The organism is Halobacteriovorax sp. DPLXC-1 (assembly GCF_036903125.1).
Taxonomy (GTDB): Bacteria; Bdellovibrionota; Bacteriovoracia; order Bacteriovoracales; family Bacteriovoracaceae; genus Halobacteriovorax_A; species Halobacteriovorax_A vibrionivorans.
Map to the genome: position 1 here is coordinate 327,410 of NZ_JAYMCO010000001.1, position 16,226 is coordinate 343,635.

The window sequence follows — 16,226 nt, forward strand, 5'->3', positions numbered from 1 at the left end:
AGTTTCGGTATGAAAAATGGCTGGGATGGCGAGATTCGAACTCGCGACCAATAGATTAACAGTCTACTGCGCTACCGCTGCGCCACATCCCAGCAATCTTAAGTAGTTAATTTTATAATCCTATTTTTTTAAATTGTAAATATTTTCTTTTATGGGAAAATTATTTATCAATGAGTTAAGTGTTTGAAATTATTGTATCTCAATTAAATTTGCTAATTTTTTTTTTTGAAAAGCCGATAAGTTGAGTCAGACTTTGGTGTAAAATATAGGAAATGATGGAACAATCAAACCTTATTAGACATTTACTACGTATCATAACTCCAGAAGAAGTTACTGATTTAACAACCTTCGGTGATATGGATGCAAAGGATACGTTAACTAATCTCTTAATTAGTCATAATCAAGGGCAGGAAATTACTTATACGCCTTCTGGAATGGCCAAGATTATTCCTTTCCCGGGACAAGAGGAAGCTGTTGCAGATCTAACTATTGATGGCCTTGATCAAGGTGAGATCTTCACTGGACATAGAGTTCATCAATTCATTAATAACTTTATAACTAAGGTAAAATTCGAATCACATAAAGTTCACCCAGGTGCCAAGCCTGTTGAGACTACAACTTTTATCATTAATGAAAAAGAGCGCTTTAAGAATGTTTATACAAAAATAAAAGGGAAGGAAGTTCTCGATTTATATGCAAAAAACTCTGTTGTTGATTTAGAACAAGAACGCAAAAATCGAAGAGACCTTTCACAGAACTCTTCGACCGGCGTTCTTGTAAATAAGAAACATTATTAATCTTCTTTTAATCCTTTAATATTTCCTTTTGCACTAGTTTCTTCAATTTCTAATGTTGCTAGTTGATAAACACAATGATCAACTGTCGAAACAGCGGCAGGTCGATAATTACCAGAGTTTTTAACGCCACCAAAAGGAAGCTTTGAATTTGCTCCAACAGTTGCGCGGTTTAGGTTAACAAGTCCCGCATCAATATTATTAACTGCATGTTGAAATTTTGCAGCATCTTTAGTGAAGACTGAAGCTGCTAGTCCATACTCTGTAGAGTTGGCAATATTGATGGCCTCATCAAAATCGTCATAACTTACAAAGGTACAGTTTGGACCAAAAATTTCATTTGCAAGGAAATGGCTATTTGGAATTAGCTTATCTGCGTAATGAATTGAAGGTGAGACATAGTAACCATTTGTCGCACGCTCTAATTGCTTCCCACGCATAACTTCTTCAAGTCCTTCTCTTTTTGCCATTCCCATAAAGAGTAGGTATTGATCAAGAGAGGCTTGATCGATTAAAGGGCCCATGAAAGGTTCAACTTCATGTTCTGTTGCATGATCAACAATAATCTTCTTTGCCATATCATGAAAGCGACTAATGAATTCATCTTTAATTGAACTATGAATTGCAACGAGACCAGTTGAGGTACAACGTTGACCAGTCGTTAAATACGAGCCTGTTAGAATTTCTTCTAGCGTATAATCAATATCTGCACTTTCAGTGATGATTGAAGTATTTTTTCCACCAAGTTCAAGTGAGACAAGTTTTGATAAGTCTGTGTGAGTTGACTCTAGAATTTTTTGACCAACTTCTTTTGAACCAGTAAAGAAGATACCCTTAACTCTCTTATCTTTGATGATTCTTCTGGCGACTTCACCATCACCTTGAATAAGGTTAACAACACCCATTGGAAACTTTGCTTCTGCAAGACATTCAAACATTAGCTGTGCTGAATAACATGTCTTCTCACTAGGCTTGAAAATAATTGAGTTCCCAGAGATAAGATTCGCTGTGATTTGTCCGTTTGCAAGGTGGCATGGGAAATTGAATGGGCCAATAATAAAGCTTGGGCCAACTGGCTTATAGTAAATATGCGCGTTTGTATTTGGCGCAATGTTTTGCATATCTTTTGTCTGAATACGAGGCAGGGAAGATTCAATCGTTACATTAACTTTTGCAATAAGAGCAGCCGCTTCTGTACGGGCCTCCCATAGAGGCTTTCCTACTTCAAGGGCGATGGCAGTAGCAATTTGTTCTTGCTTACCTTTAAGTGCTTCTTGGTACCTTTTTAATGCTTCAATTCTTTCTTCAATGGAAGTATTGCGCCAAGTTTGAAATCCTTTGTGAGCAGAATCAATTAACTCATCGATATGAGAATAATTTACTTGTAGGTTCCAAAGGATCTTAGAAGTATCACTTGGACACTCTCTTGAAATCGTACGATCTGTTCGCTTATCTACAGTATTATCAAATTGCACAAAGTTATTATTAAAAAATGAGCCTTTTAGTTGATACATAAATATCTCCTTATATTGCCATCACTGTGACGTCTTGACCTTGATCAAGTTTATATTGTGAAATGTTGTCGACAGTAAGTATATCATTATTGAGTTCACCTTTGAGACAGATTACCTCAAAGTTTTCTTCATTTGTCATAACAAGGTAAAGTTTTGGATGATTACAACTTCCTTGCTCTATCTTTGCTTTTTGGATTGTTTGAACAGGCTTAATGTCTTTTAGCTTACAGCGATAGTGTGGGCCACCATCAAATGGATCCACTTCATTTGTATACTTAAAACCAATTGATTCAAGCATTCTCTTTACTGGTTCTGTATCAAGTCCAACTTTTCCAACGGCATTTCTCGCTTCAATTGGAAGTAGGGTTTCGTAAATTGTTCCTGAAGGGAAGAGGCTTAGAATGAATTCTTTATTCTTACGACTTAAGATGTCGGCATCATGATATTCCATATTTAGAAATCGTCTACCAATTGCTTCCCATAGTGGAGATTTTCCGTCGGCATCGAATGGGGGCATTAGTTCAGAGTGAACAGTGTCCTTAAAACGATGAGGATTTAATCCCATATACATGAAACGACAAAATGAAAGAACCTTTCCTAGTTTATTAGGATTGCCTCGATAACTTGGATCAAGGATAAGGCCACCAATTTCTGTTGGCCCATCTGTATCGTAGCCAAGCTTCAGGGTTCCGTGTATGAAGCCTGTATTTATTGTTTGGGAAAATTTATTTTCTTGTCCAACTTTCAAATAAAAATGAGGCTCATGTTCATCACCATGACGTGCGTGAATCATAGAGCAGCCAATAACTCTATTTGCCTCAAGATCTTCTAGCACGAAAATATAATGATCTCGTGAAAGATCAGAACTCATTTGTTTAAAAGAGCGAAGAGAACTATTGATCTTACTTTCTATTAACTCCTTATCATGAGGTAAGTTAATAAAAGTATATAATCCCGAAAGATCATATAAATCTTCTAAGTCTTCTTTTTTAACAGGTCTTATTCGAAACATTTTTTTCTTTCCCTAATTTATTTCTTCTAAGATTGTTTTTTCAATTATAGAAATGATGTCATCAATATGCTCATCAGTCATAGCAAGAGGCAGAAGTAGTCTAACTCGCGTTGGTTCTTTACCGGCCATAAAGGCAACGATTCCGTTATTAAATAAAGCCTTAACAAATTTTGAAACGGTTTCAGTTGTTGAGTCACCGACTTCAAAAGCTATCATTGTTCCAATACCACCAACATAAGTCATCTTGTCTTTACAAGAGTTCTTCATTAGGTGAGTTAGCTTTGTGATGAACTTATCTTCTAATTCTTTGATACGTCCATTATCTCCGTAGAAATTACCTTCTGTTAGATACTTAACAAGTTTACTTCCTGTTGAAAGTGCTGAAACAGATCCATTGAAAGTACCTGCAATTAAACCAGGCTTAGGGTTTAATTCTTCACTATAAAGGACACCACAAACTTGTAGGGCCTTTCCTACAGAAACAATATCGACATACTTATCTAGGCCCATTGTTTGGAATGCAAATAATTCTCTTGTTCTACCAAATGTTTGAACTTCATCAATCCAAATATATAAACCTTTCTTCTTGGCCCACTTAAAAATTTCTTCGTAATATTCTTTTGGTCCAAAGATAAACCCACCTTCACCTTGAATAATTTCAAGCATAATTGCACAGTGCTGATTTGGGTGTTTCGCTGTAACTTCCTCAAGTGCCGCTAGTGTATTCTTTAATGAGTCCTCAGGGTTGTTTTGATCAAAATGTGGAACGTGATCAACATCTAAAGACTTAGGCATCCCTTGACGGTAATTAGCATTATGTGTGATATCCTGAGTAGCAACACTTCTACCTGCAAAAGCTTTCTTGAAAGCAATCACACGATAAGCAGGATCTTTCTTTTGCCAAACAAGCTTAAGAGCTAGATCATTTGCAAAACTACCTGAACCTGTAAACCAAAAGTGCTTCAGGTTACTTTCTTTAACTGCACTAAGCAGATTATTTGTTAATTCTATTGCTTGTGGATATGGTTGAAGATTTCCACACATAACTGAGTCACCAAGAGCTGCCTCAAGGTGTGACTTAATATAGATAGGATGTGAGTGACCAAGTAGGTTAGGACCAATACCGCCGATTAAGTCATACTTTACTGAACCGTCAATTAACTCAGTGAATGGCCCGTGTCCGCGTCCAGATGAAACATAGTTAAAGTAGATACCTTTACCTCTTTCTTGATTATAAGCTTTTAAAGTTTCTTCAACTAGATGCTCTTTTCCTTCTTGTGGCCCACGAACTTCCATAAAATTCTTCTGCTCTTTAAGAATTGAAGAGAATAGCTTATCAAATTGATCATTTATTTCATTGTTTCTAACGCCGTATTCCATAACTCACCTCTTTTTTACTTTTTTTATGTGGTAGAATTATCACTCACTTGCAAAGGCTACAAGCCAAATAGATAATAAATTTATGCCAGATACTAACACAGGAAATCCACTAAAAGAATTGGAAGAACTTTATAAAAATAAAGATTATGAAGCTTATAAAGATCTTCTAATTAAAAATAAAAGTCTATTTATCGATGCTCAGTATTTTTACAATTTGGGCACCGCGTACTTGAAATTAGAAGACCTTGGAGCAGCCAGACTTTATCTTGAAAAGTCATATCAGCTAGGTCAGCAAGATAAGCTCGTAACCAATAATATCGAATATATTAAGACTCAATATGACTTAGGTAGTCAGGAGTATAATCTTGTTGCCAAAGGCCTTGATATACCAAGTGTTTATTATACTAGTATTACCTTGGTACTACTTTTGATTGTTTTAGTTTTAAATTGGAGAACTAAAATTCATAAAGGTATTATTTTTATTTTATTTATCGTTTCACTCAGTCCTGCTATTTTCAATAGCATCTATTTGAAAGCAACATATAATAATGCTGTTGTGATGAAAGATACGCAAGTCCATGAAGGACCTTCTGCAATTTTTGAACATAACCAGCAGGCACGTGAAGGACTTAGAGTGATTATCTCTAAGGCGAATGAGGGATGGTCTTTTATTTATTGGCCAAGTAGCGTTAAGGGTTGGGTTAAGTCCGATTCCATTGAAACTTATTAAAGGTAATTTATGACTGAGAAGTATTCTAAAGAAGATCAAATCGATATTAACTTAATAAAGTTTTTGTGGTCGATTAATCCTCTTATTAAAAGCAATAAGGTAACCATCCCATATCTGCTAAGAGAAACTGTTATCTTAAGAAATCTCGGTGAATTTGAATTATTTCAACTTTCAAAATACTTTCACAAAAGAACATATGAAAAAGGTGAGGTTATCTTCAAAGAAGGTGACTTTGGAATTGGCTTCTACATCATTGTCTCTGGTCGTGTTGAACTTTATACAGAGCGAAGTGGAAAGAAGTTTCATGTAACTAATCTTGAAAGAAGGGACTACCTGGGAGAGATTGGTCTACTTGAAGAAGGTCATAAGCGTTCTGTGTCTGCAGTTGCTTCAGAGCCACTTGAGATGCTGGGAATTTTTAAACCTGATCTCGAGCTAATGATTACAGAAAAGCCGGGACTCTCTTCTAAGTTCCTCCAAGCAATGAGTGAGCTAGTTGTAAAGAAGTTACATATTCTTGCAAGAGAAATTAGAAAACTTAAGGTTGAGAACTCTGATTTAAATGATGAAGTAAATGCACTAAATGAAGAGAAAGAAAAAAATGACCAGTAATGATCGTCTAAGGGCCATAATTTTTGGATTATTTATCCTCTGTTGCATGGGCCTGTTTTTTCTATTTCCTAGAGTCGCAACGCCTCTTTTAATTTGCTACATTCTAACTCTGATTCTAAATCCAATATTATTATTTATTGAACGTTATCATATAAATCGAAACCTTTCCTCGGCCATCCTTGTTGTCATCTTTCTATTTGCTACAATTTATCCAGTGGTAAAGGTTACTCCAATAATGGTGAGTGAATTAAATAATTTAGAAGTTTATATTCCAAAAGTAGAATATTTCCTAAAAACAAGTTACTCATCTCTGCAGGCATTTGTTGAAGCAAGGTCTGGCTATCGTTTAAGTAATGAGTACCTTTTACAAACCTTGAACTTTGTAAAAGATGAGATCAGTGCTTTTGTATTGGTACTGCCAAAGTTTCTTGGTACGGCACTGGAATTGTTTTTTATTGTGCCTTTATTTCTCTTTTTCACATTAAGAGATATGAGAACATTCAGAGAGAAGGTCACAAGACTTTTACCTAATAAGTACTTTGAAAAGCTTTATCATCTCTCATTTCAATTTAATCGTCGTATTGGTGACTATATTCTGGCTAAGGTTATTGAGGCCAGTATTTTAGGGATCATAATTTTTGCGGGCCTATTCTTTATGGATATCCGCTTTTCTCTGATCTTTGGAATCCTTGCAGCAGTTACTAATATTATCCCTTATCTAGGCCCATTATTTGGCTCTGTTCCTGCATTAATCTTTATTGCCGCCGAATACGGAATGGGCACAGACTTTGGTGGTGTTTTAATCCTCTATCTTGTTGCCAATGCCATTGATATCGCAATTGTCTTTCCATTACTTGTTTCAAAAATCGTTAACCTCCACCCAGTTGTTGTTGTAGGGAGTGTTATTCTTGGCTCTCAAATGATTGGAATTACGGGAATGATTATTTCAATTCCATTAGCGGCCGCAATTAAGCTATTAATTGATCAAGTTCTTAAAGATGTTTACGAAGAAGGCTATTAGCTTTGACGGGTATTATTGTTAAGTGCTAGAATTTCCCTATATATAGGGGGCCAAGTGCTTAAGTATCTTACATTATTATTTTCAATTCTTGTTTTGACTTCCTGCGCAGTAAATCGACCAAAAGGTAGTACTGAGGCAGAGGTTTTATTTAAAGAGGCCACAAGGCTTAAAGAATCAGAGCGTTATATTATGGCGCTTGAAAAATTAAATACAATTAAATCTCAATATCCATATAGTTACTATGCAACCTCTGCTGAGTTAATGCAGGCAGACATCCTATATTTACAGGAAAACTATGAGGAATCTGCTGCTGCATATCTTTTGTTTAAGGACTTTCATCCAAAACATCCAAGAATGGATTATGTAACTTTTAAGATTGCAGAAGCCTATTATAAACAGAAGCCATCAACATTTGATCGCGATCTTACTGCCGCTAAACAGGCCATTAAATATTTTAATGAGCTAAGAAGTTTATATCCAAACTCAAAGTATCTGAAAGATGCTAAGGATAAAATTGATGAATGTTATAAGATGCTAAAAGATAAAGAGCTATACATTGCCAACTTCTATTATAAAACGGAAGACTTTCAATCAGCGGCTTTTCGCTATAAGAATTTATTGAATCGATTCAATGATGATAAAGTTAAAAAACTTGCCAGTGATCGTTTGGTAACAATTGGTTTAAAAAGTGCAAGGCCAGAGCTTTGTGAGTTAGTTTTTAAAAATTATCGCTATTTATATAAAGATGGTGATCTTTCTAACTTAAAAAGTGATGTAAAAGAGTGCTTAAGATAGGGGACGCCAATTATGATGAAGTCATTTGAACAAGAGAAATTATCTAAGAAGGCCAAGGTTGCTTTTGATAATCGTGAATTTAATAAAGCGATATCAATTTATAATGAACTCTTAGATATTGATCCAAAAGATGCTGATGCTCTTTTTTCAATTGCTAATATTTTTCATTTAACGGGTGAGATCTCTAAGGCCATTAAAGCTTTCAAAAAAGTTTTAGAAGTAAGGCCAGATCACACAGATGCAGCTGTTAGCTTATCGGTTCTCTATAATGATATTGGACAATATGAAGAAGCAAGTAAGATCTTTCAGGTTGCTTCACAAAAGGTTAAGGTTAACTCTAAGAGCTCTGAGCTTAATGATAATCATATTGATCGTAAATTTGCGATTAAGCACTATGAGTTAGCTGATTTATATCTAACATATAATCGTTTTGATGAAGCTCTATTTGAATACGGAAAAGTATTAAAGCTTGATCCAGAAAATTTAGAGGCCAGAGTAAAGATTGCAAAAGTCTATGCTAAGAAAGGCTTTGTTAATAAGTCATTTGAAGAACTTTCAAAACTTAAGAATGAAAGACCTGACTATCTTCCAGGTCGTATTGCACTTGGTGTTCTACACTATGGTAAAGGTGATGTTTTAAATGCTACTTCTGAATGGGAAAAAGTTGTATCTGTTGATCCTCTTAATAATGAAGCACAAATGTATTTAAACTTTGCTAAGAATGCGACAGAAACTACTTTATAAGAAATAAAAAAGAGATTTTAAAATAAAAAAGCACCATGTACATGGTGCTTTTTTTATATATAAATTTGGAAAATTTAAATTAAGCTTCTGCTGTACGTTCTGTATTTGTTGTTTCACTTTGCTCAACAACAGTTGGCTCATTTGAAACATTAACATTTGTACGAACAGAATCATCAGAATGAAAATTAACAATCGACTTCTTCAGGGCCGCATACATTTCAAATTTTACTTCTAGTTTATTATCTTGAAGTACAATCTGACGTGCTTTGTGAGTGTCGTTATTAATAATGATTGGTGCCTTTAAGTTAGCCGACATAAGCGTTACATCCGAAGGAATTGTTAGGATTGTATAAACGCTTGCGTTTGTGAGATTCTCTAGCTTAAGGCTATTTAATTCAGCTGGTAATAGGCTGATAGAATAATCTTCTTTAAAGATTTTTGGTTCAATGATTGGGAAAGCTGTTGCTCCATCATCTACTGATTGTAGCCAAAGAATAAGTGTTTGATCACCTGGATCAACAACAAAGAATTCTTTAAGGTTTTCAAACCCAAGAATACCTTCATCAAATTTGATGATATCTTTTTTATTAACTTCTAATTCCCCAAATCGTGTTGTGCTTACTTTCACTGTGTCGTTCCTCCGAATTCAAGTTTCAGAACTTGATAACAGATTTTAACAGTCGTAGGGGCAAAAGAGCAAGCGGAATTTATTTCTTGTTGCGCAGGGCGTCTGCGAGATCGTTAAGACTATCTGGTCCAGCCTGAGAAGCTTCATAATTTTGCTCTTGAATGGCCTTGTAGACCTCTTCTCGGTGAATTTTTGTTTCCTTCGGGGCCTTGATTCCAAGACGAACTTGTTTACCTTTAATTTGTACGACAACGATCTTAATATGATCGTCTATAGCAATACTTTCCCCTAGCTTCCTTGTTAAAACCAGCATTTCACATCCTCAATTTTGAACCTTCCTGATTCATCAGGTAGAGTTCATATATTATTCAAAACTTTAAAAATCAAGTAAAAAATCAACTAAATAAAAAAAAAGTAGCAGCAGCGTGTTATCGCAGAAAGTCTAAGAGGTTTCTATTTAAGAGCCCCTCGGATGTTTTATATGCTGTTTTTAAGATCTCTTGTTGACGCGTGATGTCTGAGAATAATTCAGTTACATCTGCATCGACGAGCTTACTCTTTCTTTCCATATTGCTAATATCGTTTGCTTCAATTGTGTTCACATTACTCATAACTGAACTTGAAACAGAACCAACTCTTGTTCTTAAAGTTACAAGACGTGTAATGGCCGTATCAAATTTTTCAAGTAAGTTTTGAATTTGCTTTGGATCATTATTTTCTAATGAAATGGCAAGGGAGTCGAGTAGTCCAAATATATTGGCCGTCTCAGTATATTTACCAGCATCTTCACCAACTGATGCGATGTCACGATTATTTGCTTCAACTGATTCAATTTCTCTATTCTTATTTCTATCTTTTCCTGCGGCCATTTCAGGAAACTTCTCAAGAGGATGTTTTACTTTAGAGTCTGACTCAGACTCGGCCATAAAAACTTCTTTCCCATGAAGATTAACCTGAACAAAGAAGTCTTTTCCAACTTCTAACGTTGTGTGACCTGTATCACCAAGATATTTACCATTTTCATCAAACGGAGCTTGCAGTGTCTTATATCCTGAAAAGATATAACGTTGACCAACTCGCTTATTGGCGATAGATAATGCAAGGTTACGTAATTGGTGTACTTCGTTTGCAACATTTCGTCTTACATCGGCATTATAAATATCTGATGATTGAGCGATTGCAATTTCTTTTGCCTTATTAACAACATCAGTTAAATTCTCTAATGCTTTTTCTGTAATATTTAATTGGAGTATTGCAAAGTCTGCATTTCTTTTAAATTGAGCATTATCATTTGTAACACTTGATATTTGTAATGCTTCAATATTTGCAGCGGGATTGTCTGATGGCTTACGCATGCTTTTAAGAGTTGTCCCCTTCATTTGAAGGTCTTCCATCTTAGACTTATGCTTATTAAGCGTATGCCTAATTGATAAAGTCGTTGAATTTTCAGACACTCTTGTCATTACTTATATTCCTAATTACTGCTTTATTGATAAAACAGTATCAAACATTTCATTTGCAGTTTGCATTACTTTAGCTGCTGCTTCGTAAGCGTGCTGATACTTGATCATATTTGCCGCTTCTTCATCAATTGAAACACCACTGATTCTTTCTCGAATAGAGTTTGCCTGTGCAAGTAAGCCTTCCGATTGTTCAGCGTCTAGCTTTGCTTTTCCTGTTTCTAAACCGACATTTCCGACAGTCTTTAGGTAGTCCTCTTCAATCGTTGCTGTACCATCTCCCATAAGTCTTTCGTGTTGAAGCTTAGAGATAGCAATTGCGACACGGTTATCCCCGGGACTATTTGGAGAAAGTGCCGTTGCAATATTTGAAACGTCAGACTTAATGGCATCACTTAAATCAAGTCTAAGCGCCGCACCTTCAATCTGAGTTGGCTCTTTAAAGAAATTTAATCCAGTTGTCGGCCCTTTAGAATCAACTGTAACCGGATTTCCTTGGGCATCAGTTTGAATCTCTCGATTAACAAATCCTCTTCTGTGAATTGCATTAACATAATTCATAAATTCAAAAGCCGTTTGATCGAGTTTTTCTCTTAGTGCTTTAATATCGTGGTTTCTTACCTTGATGACTGCACCAAGTGATCCACCTTTAAATTTTTCAGTAATTTGTTGACCAGATCTTGAGGCCCAAAAAACTTCTACAGAACCATCTTGACCACTTGTTGAGTCTTCTTTTCCAAAGACGTATGTTCCAAGTGTTTGAGTTTGGGCCGCTGTTACAAGTGTCCCAACTCCTGGTGCTTGAACGTTATAATTTCCACGTTCATCTTCATAAGTATGGATCTTAACAATTTTAGATAGTTCTTTAATTGCAAGATCTCGTTGATCTCGCATATCTCCGGTTTCGTCACCATTTGCTTCTAGTTCACGAATCTTACGATTTAGCTGACCAATTGTTTCAATATGCTGATTAGCATCTTTGATATTTAAAGAAATTTTGTCATCGATACTTCTCGAGATTTCGTCGAGAGTTTCAGCAATTCGACGAAAGTCTTTAACAATAAGTTGTGCCTTATCGCGAACAACAGATCGTACCGTTTCATTTTCTGGTTGATTTGCAAGATCTCTAAATGAGTTGAAGAAGTTGTTTAAGATCTGATTCAGACCTTGATTATCGATTTCATTGAAGATGTCTTCGATACGCCCCATTTGTTGGGATCTATTATCGTAATAAGACTTGTCAGTATTTGCGTCTCTTAATTTCTTTTCAACAAATTTATCATGGACACGATTAATATCTCTAATGCGAGTACCACTACCTGTTACAAGTCCATCCTTAATTAGTGGAGTATTTGCTTGTTGATGCACGCGTTGACGTGAATACCCTTCAGTATTCGCATTTGAAATATTGTGAGACGTAACTTCAAGAGCTTTCTTTGAAGCTGATAGTCCCGTATTCCCAATGTTTAAAAGGCGTGATGACAAATTTTCTCCGTGCTATGGATTGCGCCCAAGAGATCTCTCCTGAGTCATTCCTTTTGCATTATATGTAGATACAGTTTTTGTACCCATGGCACTTTCCCTGATCTCGCGAAGAGAGCTGAGTGCTTTATTAATAAATAATTGATTCTTCTTATTTTGCGCCTGAATCTTTTCAATAATATCAACGAGTAGAGCATTAAAACGATAGAGATGCTTTCCTTCTTTTTCCGCTTCAAACTTTGCAAAGAAGTCGAGTAGGTCATTGATAGAGTTTACTTCAAGCTCTTTGTAATCTTTTTTTATCGTTGCAAGAATATCATTGCGTAAGTACTCGTTCTTTTCTATTTCAGAAACGATTAATGCTTTTTGAGCAACTTTCTCTTCCAGCTTTTCTAGATCGCTTTCAAGTAACAATGCATACTCATCACATGTAAGGTCGAAAAGCTTATAGTGAAGCTCACATTGCGACTTCCAAATATCTGTAATTTGAAAATAATATTTTGCAAGTTGTGTTTTCATTAGACTCCAAATTCCTCACCGAGTATTTTGTCGGCCATTTTTTCATAGTCCATTTTATAAGTTCCACCTTGGATCTGTGCCTTAAGGGCAGCGATCTTGGCGCTATTATCCATTTCTGGTGCCGCATCGACGGCTTTTTTAATTTGTGCAAAGTCCTTTACAGCTTCTGGAATCGTTACCTTAGCATCACGACTTGTTTGGTTGTCGATATATGCCTTTTGAGCTGTTGAATTCCTTTTAATTGGAGATTGTTTCTGAACATCCTGAGCTCGCTCATTTTGAGTTCTTGAGTTTGGGAAGAAACTAGATCTCGTATTCTGTACACTACTCATACTTTACTCCAATTTGGTTTTTGCGCTTTATTGCGACTTCCTGTGAGGGTTGAGTTGGCCCTTCATCCATTTTAATATTGTGTTGTGCGTACTTATTCTTATTGTCCAAATAGTTTTGATAATTTTGAGAATTCCTCATGTGTTTAGGATAAATCTCATTCAAAATTAATTTCTGTATTTGGCTATCCTCATTCACAAGTGCCTTGGCCCTTTCGCTTGTTAATAGTCCTTTGTAGAAATTTCCTGCTGTACCTTGAACGCCTGCGTTTAGGTTCTTTGTCATTTCTTTAACCATTAACTCGTTAAACTGTGCTTCTAGCCCTTGTGCTGCACTTTTGATCTCTTCGGGAATGTACTTTTCAGATTCTTCAGGACGAATAGAATTAGATGCATTATTCATTGCATTTCTATTTTGAATTTGAGGTCGATGAATTTTTACTTCATTCATATAACTCATCCTGAGTTTCTGGCTATTCAATCCTCGAAAAGCCCATTAACATTAATTATTTTAACATTTTTTTAAGGTTTTTTATACCGGGCCTTAAAAAATGGTAAAAAATGCTATTTGACATGCAAACTTAAATTAACTCAATTTCTCCAATTAGAGCACCATTTCGCTTAAGTGCTTGAAATATCGAAATAAGGTCTTCCGGTGTTGCACCAAGAGCATTTAAGCTCTTCACTAATTCATTAAGGGTTGTGGACTTATCCACAAATTTTACATTTTCAGGCGTGCCTTCTTTATCCTGGTTATTTACTTGGATATTTAGCCCACCGTGTGAGATCGCTACAGGTTTTACAGCAATATCTCCGCCGGCAACAATAGTACCAGTGCGTTCATTGATGATAATTTTTGCAATGCGATCAGTGTGAACTCGAAAATTCTCAATGATTGCTAGAAGCTGAACTATTTTTCTCTGATACTGAATAGGGATGATGATATCCACAGTATTTGAGTCTTTTGCTATTGCATATTTTCCACCAAGTTCTTGGTTGATTGTTTTTTCAATTCGAGCAGCTGTCGTAAAGTCTGGGTTTTTTAGAGCAAGACGTAATGACTTCTTTTTGTCGAAATTTAACTTCAGTTCACGCTCTACTGTGGCACCGTGTGGAATTAGGCCAGTTGTTGCAAACTTCTTTCCCTTGTCAAGGCCACCGATAGAGATCGGGCCATTTGCTACAGCGTAAACATTTCCATCACCACCTTTTAGTGGAGTGATTAAAAGAGTCCCCCCAGCTAGTGATGAAGCATCTCCAATTGAAGAGATCGTTACATCTATTTTTTGACCAACACGGCTAAATGATGGCAATTGTGCTGTTACAATAACTGCTGCGACATTTTTTGAGCTGATTTCATTTTGTGGATTCAGTCCAAGCTTTTGAAACATACGCTTTAGTGATGTATTCGTAATTTCTCCACCACCATCTCCAGTTCCATTAAGACCGACGACAAGTCCGTACCCAACGATAGGGTTCTTACGAACACCCTTTACATCGACAAGGTCCTTTAATCGACTCATCTTTGCATCGACATGCGTTCCAAATGAAAGAAGAATTAATCCAAAAATTAGCTTTTTAAACATTTATTACCTCAATACTGTAACAGAGCTTTCTAAGAACTTTGTCGAATTTACAGTGTCATCTTCATTAATATCTTTACGAGAGATGAGTGCCTGTAGCTCAATTAAGTGTTTACGATTTTTAAATAATACATTTTTCTGACCACGTACTAATAGGTGATCACGACTGATTTCTTCTACAATAACCCCAGAGATCTTATCGTGAATCTTGCTGTCTGCGCTTTTGTCTTCATCATCGCCAGCACCTTCAGCGGCAGCTTGTTGTTGTCCAGCCTGTTGTTCACCTTCTTTATTCGGTGTTGCGCCAAGTTTAGGAATTGGTGGAAAAGCACGTTTTAATTCCATTGTAATTTCATTTTTTAAACGTGTTTGAACATTAACTAAAATAATGTCTCCATTTCTTTTCCATTTATTTTTTGTGAAAAGGTAATTCTCGTTACCGTCACCGGCCCAAAGGCTTCCATCATTTCTATTGTCATAAAAATTACTTGCAGTAACTCGAGGACTAACTGTTTTAGAATATTGTCTTTTAACCTGAGGCTGTACATTTGGTCGAGTCGTTGAAGTAAGACTTCTTCTGTCTTGTGGTGCATCTGCACTTCTTCTCGATCGGCGATATTGGTCAAATTTACTATCTGCATTTGCACGACGTTGTTGCTCTACCTGTCTTCTTTGTGGCCCATCAAGTTCTGTGTACATTTTACTGATGTAGTTAGCACATGAAGTAGTCATCAATGAAAAAACTAATAATAAATACAATCTCATAATTCAACCTTTACTTCGTTGAGACCGACGACCTTTGCTGTATACACTTTGTTGGTTTTCACATTTTTAACTTTAATAAAGTCTTCTAGCTTACCAACAGATAATGGCGTACCTGTCCCTGATAATTTAATTCCGTTATTTATAAGTGTGACTTTAACTGGCACACCAAAAGATACTAAGTTTATTGGAGTGAGGTCTCTCTTTTTAATTACTTCACCCGGAGAGATCACTTTATTTGATTTATAAAATGGAATCTCTTCGATGTTTTTAAAAACTGCTTTTTCATCTGTTGTATAAATTGTTTTCTTCTTTACATTGTTTTTATCAATAGACTTGTAACTTAAGTTTATCTCATTAGTTGCAACAACAGCTTTTACAGGTTTTTTTACTTCTATATCTAGCCATTTTATTTTGTTGTCATATGTGACTTTAACTTTATTCCTTCCGAGCTTTTTACATTGATTACATGCAAACTCTAATGAAGTTAGTCGATCTACAGAAATAGATTCGAGAGGTTTTCTTGAGTGGAATTCTACTTTCCAGTTATGAGGTATCGAAAATTGATTTTTTATACTGTCTTCAAGACTTACAAAAACAGTTTCTTTAGTCATTAATTGAATCTGATTTTGCGCTAGCTCACGACTATGATGAAGGTTTAAGTTTCCAGTCACTTCTTGTAGAATTTCATTTAAGATTTCAATCTGACTGCGATTACAACCTTGTTGAGTGAATGTCACTCTAGCGTTGTTCACACGATATACTTTATCAGCAAATGATACTTTACAAGCACTTGTCATCGAGCTTGTTAATGAAGTGAATAAGAATGGAATAATTAATTTTTTAATCATCTTTTCGTAT

Annotated in this window: 19 protein-coding genes and 1 tRNA gene; 6 read left to right on the plus strand and 14 right to left on the minus strand. The window is 35.7% G+C overall.

The genetic code is table 11. The features are described from left to right. Nucleotides 1-17 precede the first annotated feature (17 nt). Nucleotides 18-92 (minus strand) — tRNA-Asn (locus VCM44_RS01625). Nucleotides 93-272: 180 nt separating this feature from the next. Between VCM44_RS01625 and VCM44_RS01630 the strand changes: the two genes are divergently transcribed. Beyond that, on the plus strand, nucleotides 273-797 hold the full coding sequence (locus tag VCM44_RS01630; protein WP_162929717.1) for a hypothetical protein: 525 nt from the start codon (nucleotides 273-275) through the stop codon (nucleotides 795-797). Here the strand turns inward: VCM44_RS01630 and VCM44_RS01635 are convergent. The 3 genes from VCM44_RS01635 to VCM44_RS01645 are packed head-to-tail and all read right to left on the minus strand — an operon-like array spanning nucleotide 794 to nucleotide 4,700. After that, entirely contained in the window at nucleotides 794-2,308 is a 1,515-nt protein-coding gene (locus VCM44_RS01635) for an aldehyde dehydrogenase family protein (RefSeq protein ID WP_114705925.1), read from the minus strand. The two genes, VCM44_RS01630 and VCM44_RS01635, sit on opposite strands and share 4 nt — an antisense overlap. 10 nt (nucleotides 2,309-2,318) lie before the next feature. After that, on the minus strand, nucleotides 2,319-3,320 hold the full coding sequence (locus VCM44_RS01640; protein WP_114705924.1) for an arginine N-succinyltransferase: 1,002 nt from the start codon (nucleotides 3,318-3,320) through the stop codon (nucleotides 2,319-2,321). Nucleotides 3,321-3,332: 12 nt separating this feature from the next. Beyond that, complete coding sequence (locus VCM44_RS01645; RefSeq protein WP_334677865.1) at nucleotides 3,333-4,700, minus strand: aminotransferase class III-fold pyridoxal phosphate-dependent enzyme; 1,368 nt, start codon at nucleotides 4,698-4,700, stop codon at nucleotides 3,333-3,335. An 82-nt stretch (nucleotides 4,701-4,782) separates the two neighbouring features. Between VCM44_RS01645 and VCM44_RS01650 the strand changes: the two genes are divergently transcribed. From VCM44_RS01650 to VCM44_RS01670, 5 genes are read left to right on the plus strand one after another with little or no spacing between them, the layout of a single operon-like run. Then, nucleotides 4,783-5,430, plus strand: a complete 648-nt coding sequence (locus VCM44_RS01650; protein WP_334677866.1) for a tetratricopeptide repeat protein — start codon at nucleotides 4,783-4,785, stop codon at nucleotides 5,428-5,430. A 9-nt stretch (nucleotides 5,431-5,439) separates the two neighbouring features. Next, a complete protein-coding gene (locus tag VCM44_RS01655) occupies nucleotides 5,440-6,042 on the plus strand; it encodes a cyclic nucleotide-binding domain-containing protein (RefSeq protein WP_114705921.1) in 603 nt (200 codons plus the stop codon). Beyond that, complete coding sequence (locus tag VCM44_RS01660; protein ID WP_114705920.1) at nucleotides 6,014-7,063, plus strand: AI-2E family transporter; 1,050 nt, start codon at nucleotides 6,014-6,016, stop codon at nucleotides 7,061-7,063. The genes VCM44_RS01655 and VCM44_RS01660 overlap by 29 nt, the downstream gene beginning before the upstream one ends. 54 nt (nucleotides 7,064-7,117) lie before the next feature. Further along, nucleotides 7,118-7,858: an outer membrane protein assembly factor BamD gene (locus VCM44_RS01665; protein ID WP_158536779.1), complete on the plus strand. Its 741-nt coding sequence runs from the start codon at nucleotides 7,118-7,120 to the stop codon at nucleotides 7,856-7,858. Nucleotides 7,859-7,870: 12 nt separating this feature from the next. Next, nucleotides 7,871-8,602, plus strand: coding sequence for a tetratricopeptide repeat protein (locus VCM44_RS01670; protein WP_114705918.1), 732 nt, complete (start codon nucleotides 7,871-7,873; stop codon nucleotides 8,600-8,602). A gap of 79 nt (nucleotides 8,603-8,681) precedes the next feature. Here the strand turns inward: VCM44_RS01670 and fliW are convergent, their stop codons facing one another. From fliW to flgA, 10 genes are all read right to left on the minus strand, one after another. Further along, complete coding sequence (gene fliW, locus VCM44_RS01675) at nucleotides 8,682-9,230, minus strand: flagellar assembly protein FliW (protein ID WP_158536778.1); 549 nt, start codon at nucleotides 9,228-9,230, stop codon at nucleotides 8,682-8,684. Between the two features lie 79 nt (nucleotides 9,231-9,309). After that, nucleotides 9,310-9,543, minus strand: coding sequence for a carbon storage regulator CsrA (gene csrA, locus VCM44_RS01680; RefSeq protein ID WP_114705916.1), 234 nt, complete (start codon nucleotides 9,541-9,543; stop codon nucleotides 9,310-9,312). A gap of 115 nt (nucleotides 9,544-9,658) precedes the next feature. Further along, nucleotides 9,659-10,693, minus strand: coding sequence for a flagellar hook-associated protein FlgL (gene flgL, locus VCM44_RS01685; protein WP_114705915.1), 1,035 nt, complete (start codon nucleotides 10,691-10,693; stop codon nucleotides 9,659-9,661). A gap of 15 nt (nucleotides 10,694-10,708) precedes the next feature. After that, nucleotides 10,709-12,175: a flagellar hook-associated protein FlgK gene (gene flgK, locus VCM44_RS01690; RefSeq protein ID WP_114705914.1), complete on the minus strand. Its 1,467-nt coding sequence runs from the start codon at nucleotides 12,173-12,175 to the stop codon at nucleotides 10,709-10,711. Nucleotides 12,176-12,187: 12 nt separating this feature from the next. Further along, complete coding sequence (gene flgN, locus VCM44_RS01695) at nucleotides 12,188-12,691, minus strand: flagellar export chaperone FlgN (RefSeq protein WP_114705913.1); 504 nt, start codon at nucleotides 12,689-12,691, stop codon at nucleotides 12,188-12,190. After that, nucleotides 12,691-13,023, minus strand: a complete 333-nt coding sequence (flgM, locus tag VCM44_RS01700) for a flagellar biosynthesis anti-sigma factor FlgM (RefSeq protein WP_114705912.1) — start codon at nucleotides 13,021-13,023, stop codon at nucleotides 12,691-12,693. The genes flgN and flgM overlap by 1 nt, the downstream gene beginning before the upstream one ends. Further along, nucleotides 13,016-13,471: a hypothetical protein gene (locus tag VCM44_RS01705; protein ID WP_114705911.1), complete on the minus strand. Its 456-nt coding sequence runs from the start codon at nucleotides 13,469-13,471 to the stop codon at nucleotides 13,016-13,018. Before VCM44_RS01705 ends, flgM begins: the two co-directional genes overlap by 8 nt. Before the next feature lie 130 nt (nucleotides 13,472-13,601). Continuing rightward, nucleotides 13,602-14,606 carry a flagellar basal body P-ring protein FlgI gene (locus tag VCM44_RS01710; protein ID WP_114705910.1) on the minus strand — a complete coding sequence of 335 codons (1,005 nt, stop codon included), beginning with the start codon at nucleotides 14,604-14,606 and terminating at the stop codon, nucleotides 13,602-13,604. A gap of 3 nt (nucleotides 14,607-14,609) precedes the next feature. Next, entirely contained in the window at nucleotides 14,610-15,368 is a 759-nt protein-coding gene (locus VCM44_RS01715) for a flagellar basal body L-ring protein FlgH (RefSeq protein WP_334677867.1), read from the minus strand. Then, a complete protein-coding gene (gene flgA / locus VCM44_RS01720; RefSeq protein WP_334677868.1) occupies nucleotides 15,365-16,216 on the minus strand; it encodes a flagellar basal body P-ring formation chaperone FlgA in 852 nt (283 codons plus the stop codon). Before flgA ends, VCM44_RS01715 begins: the two co-directional genes overlap by 4 nt. Between the last annotated feature and the right edge of the window lie 10 nt (nucleotides 16,217-16,226).

Coding starts and splice junctions, on each gene's coding strand:
- VCM44_RS01655 (WP_114705921.1), top strand. CDS start 5,440: ATGACTGAGAAGTATTCTAAAGAAGATCAAATCGATATTAACTTAATA.
- VCM44_RS01630 (WP_162929717.1), top strand. CDS start 273: ATGATGGAACAATCAAACCTTATTAGACATTTACTACGTATCATAACT.
- VCM44_RS01705 (WP_114705911.1), bottom strand. CDS start 13,471: ATGAATGAAGTAAAAATTCATCGACCTCAAATTCAAAATAGAAATGCA.
- flgM (WP_114705912.1), bottom strand. CDS start 13,023: ATGAGTAGTGTACAGAATACGAGATCTAGTTTCTTCCCAAACTCAAGA.
- flgN (WP_114705913.1), bottom strand. CDS start 12,691: ATGAAAACACAACTTGCAAAATATTATTTTCAAATTACAGATATTTGG.
- VCM44_RS01670 (WP_114705918.1), top strand. CDS start 7,871: ATGATGAAGTCATTTGAACAAGAGAAATTATCTAAGAAGGCCAAGGTT.
- VCM44_RS01660 (WP_114705920.1), top strand. CDS start 6,014: ATGAAGAGAAAGAAAAAAATGACCAGTAATGATCGTCTAAGGGCCATA.
- VCM44_RS01710 (WP_114705910.1), bottom strand. CDS start 14,606: ATGTTTAAAAAGCTAATTTTTGGATTAATTCTTCTTTCATTTGGAACG.
- VCM44_RS01715 (WP_334677867.1), bottom strand. CDS start 15,368: ATGAGATTGTATTTATTATTAGTTTTTTCATTGATGACTACTTCATGT.
- csrA (WP_114705916.1), bottom strand. CDS start 9,543: ATGCTGGTTTTAACAAGGAAGCTAGGGGAAAGTATTGCTATAGACGAT.
- flgA (WP_334677868.1), bottom strand. CDS start 16,216: ATGATTAAAAAATTAATTATTCCATTCTTATTCACTTCATTAACAAGC.
- VCM44_RS01650 (WP_334677866.1), top strand. CDS start 4,783: ATGCCAGATACTAACACAGGAAATCCACTAAAAGAATTGGAAGAACTT.
- VCM44_RS01635 (WP_114705925.1), bottom strand. CDS start 2,308: ATGTATCAACTAAAAGGCTCATTTTTTAATAATAACTTTGTGCAATTT.
- VCM44_RS01645 (WP_334677865.1), bottom strand. CDS start 4,700: ATGGAATACGGCGTTAGAAACAATGAAATAAATGATCAATTTGATAAG.
- flgL (WP_114705915.1), bottom strand. CDS start 10,693: ATGACAAGAGTGTCTGAAAATTCAACGACTTTATCAATTAGGCATACG.
- VCM44_RS01640 (WP_114705924.1), bottom strand. CDS start 3,320: ATGTTTCGAATAAGACCTGTTAAAAAAGAAGACTTAGAAGATTTATAT.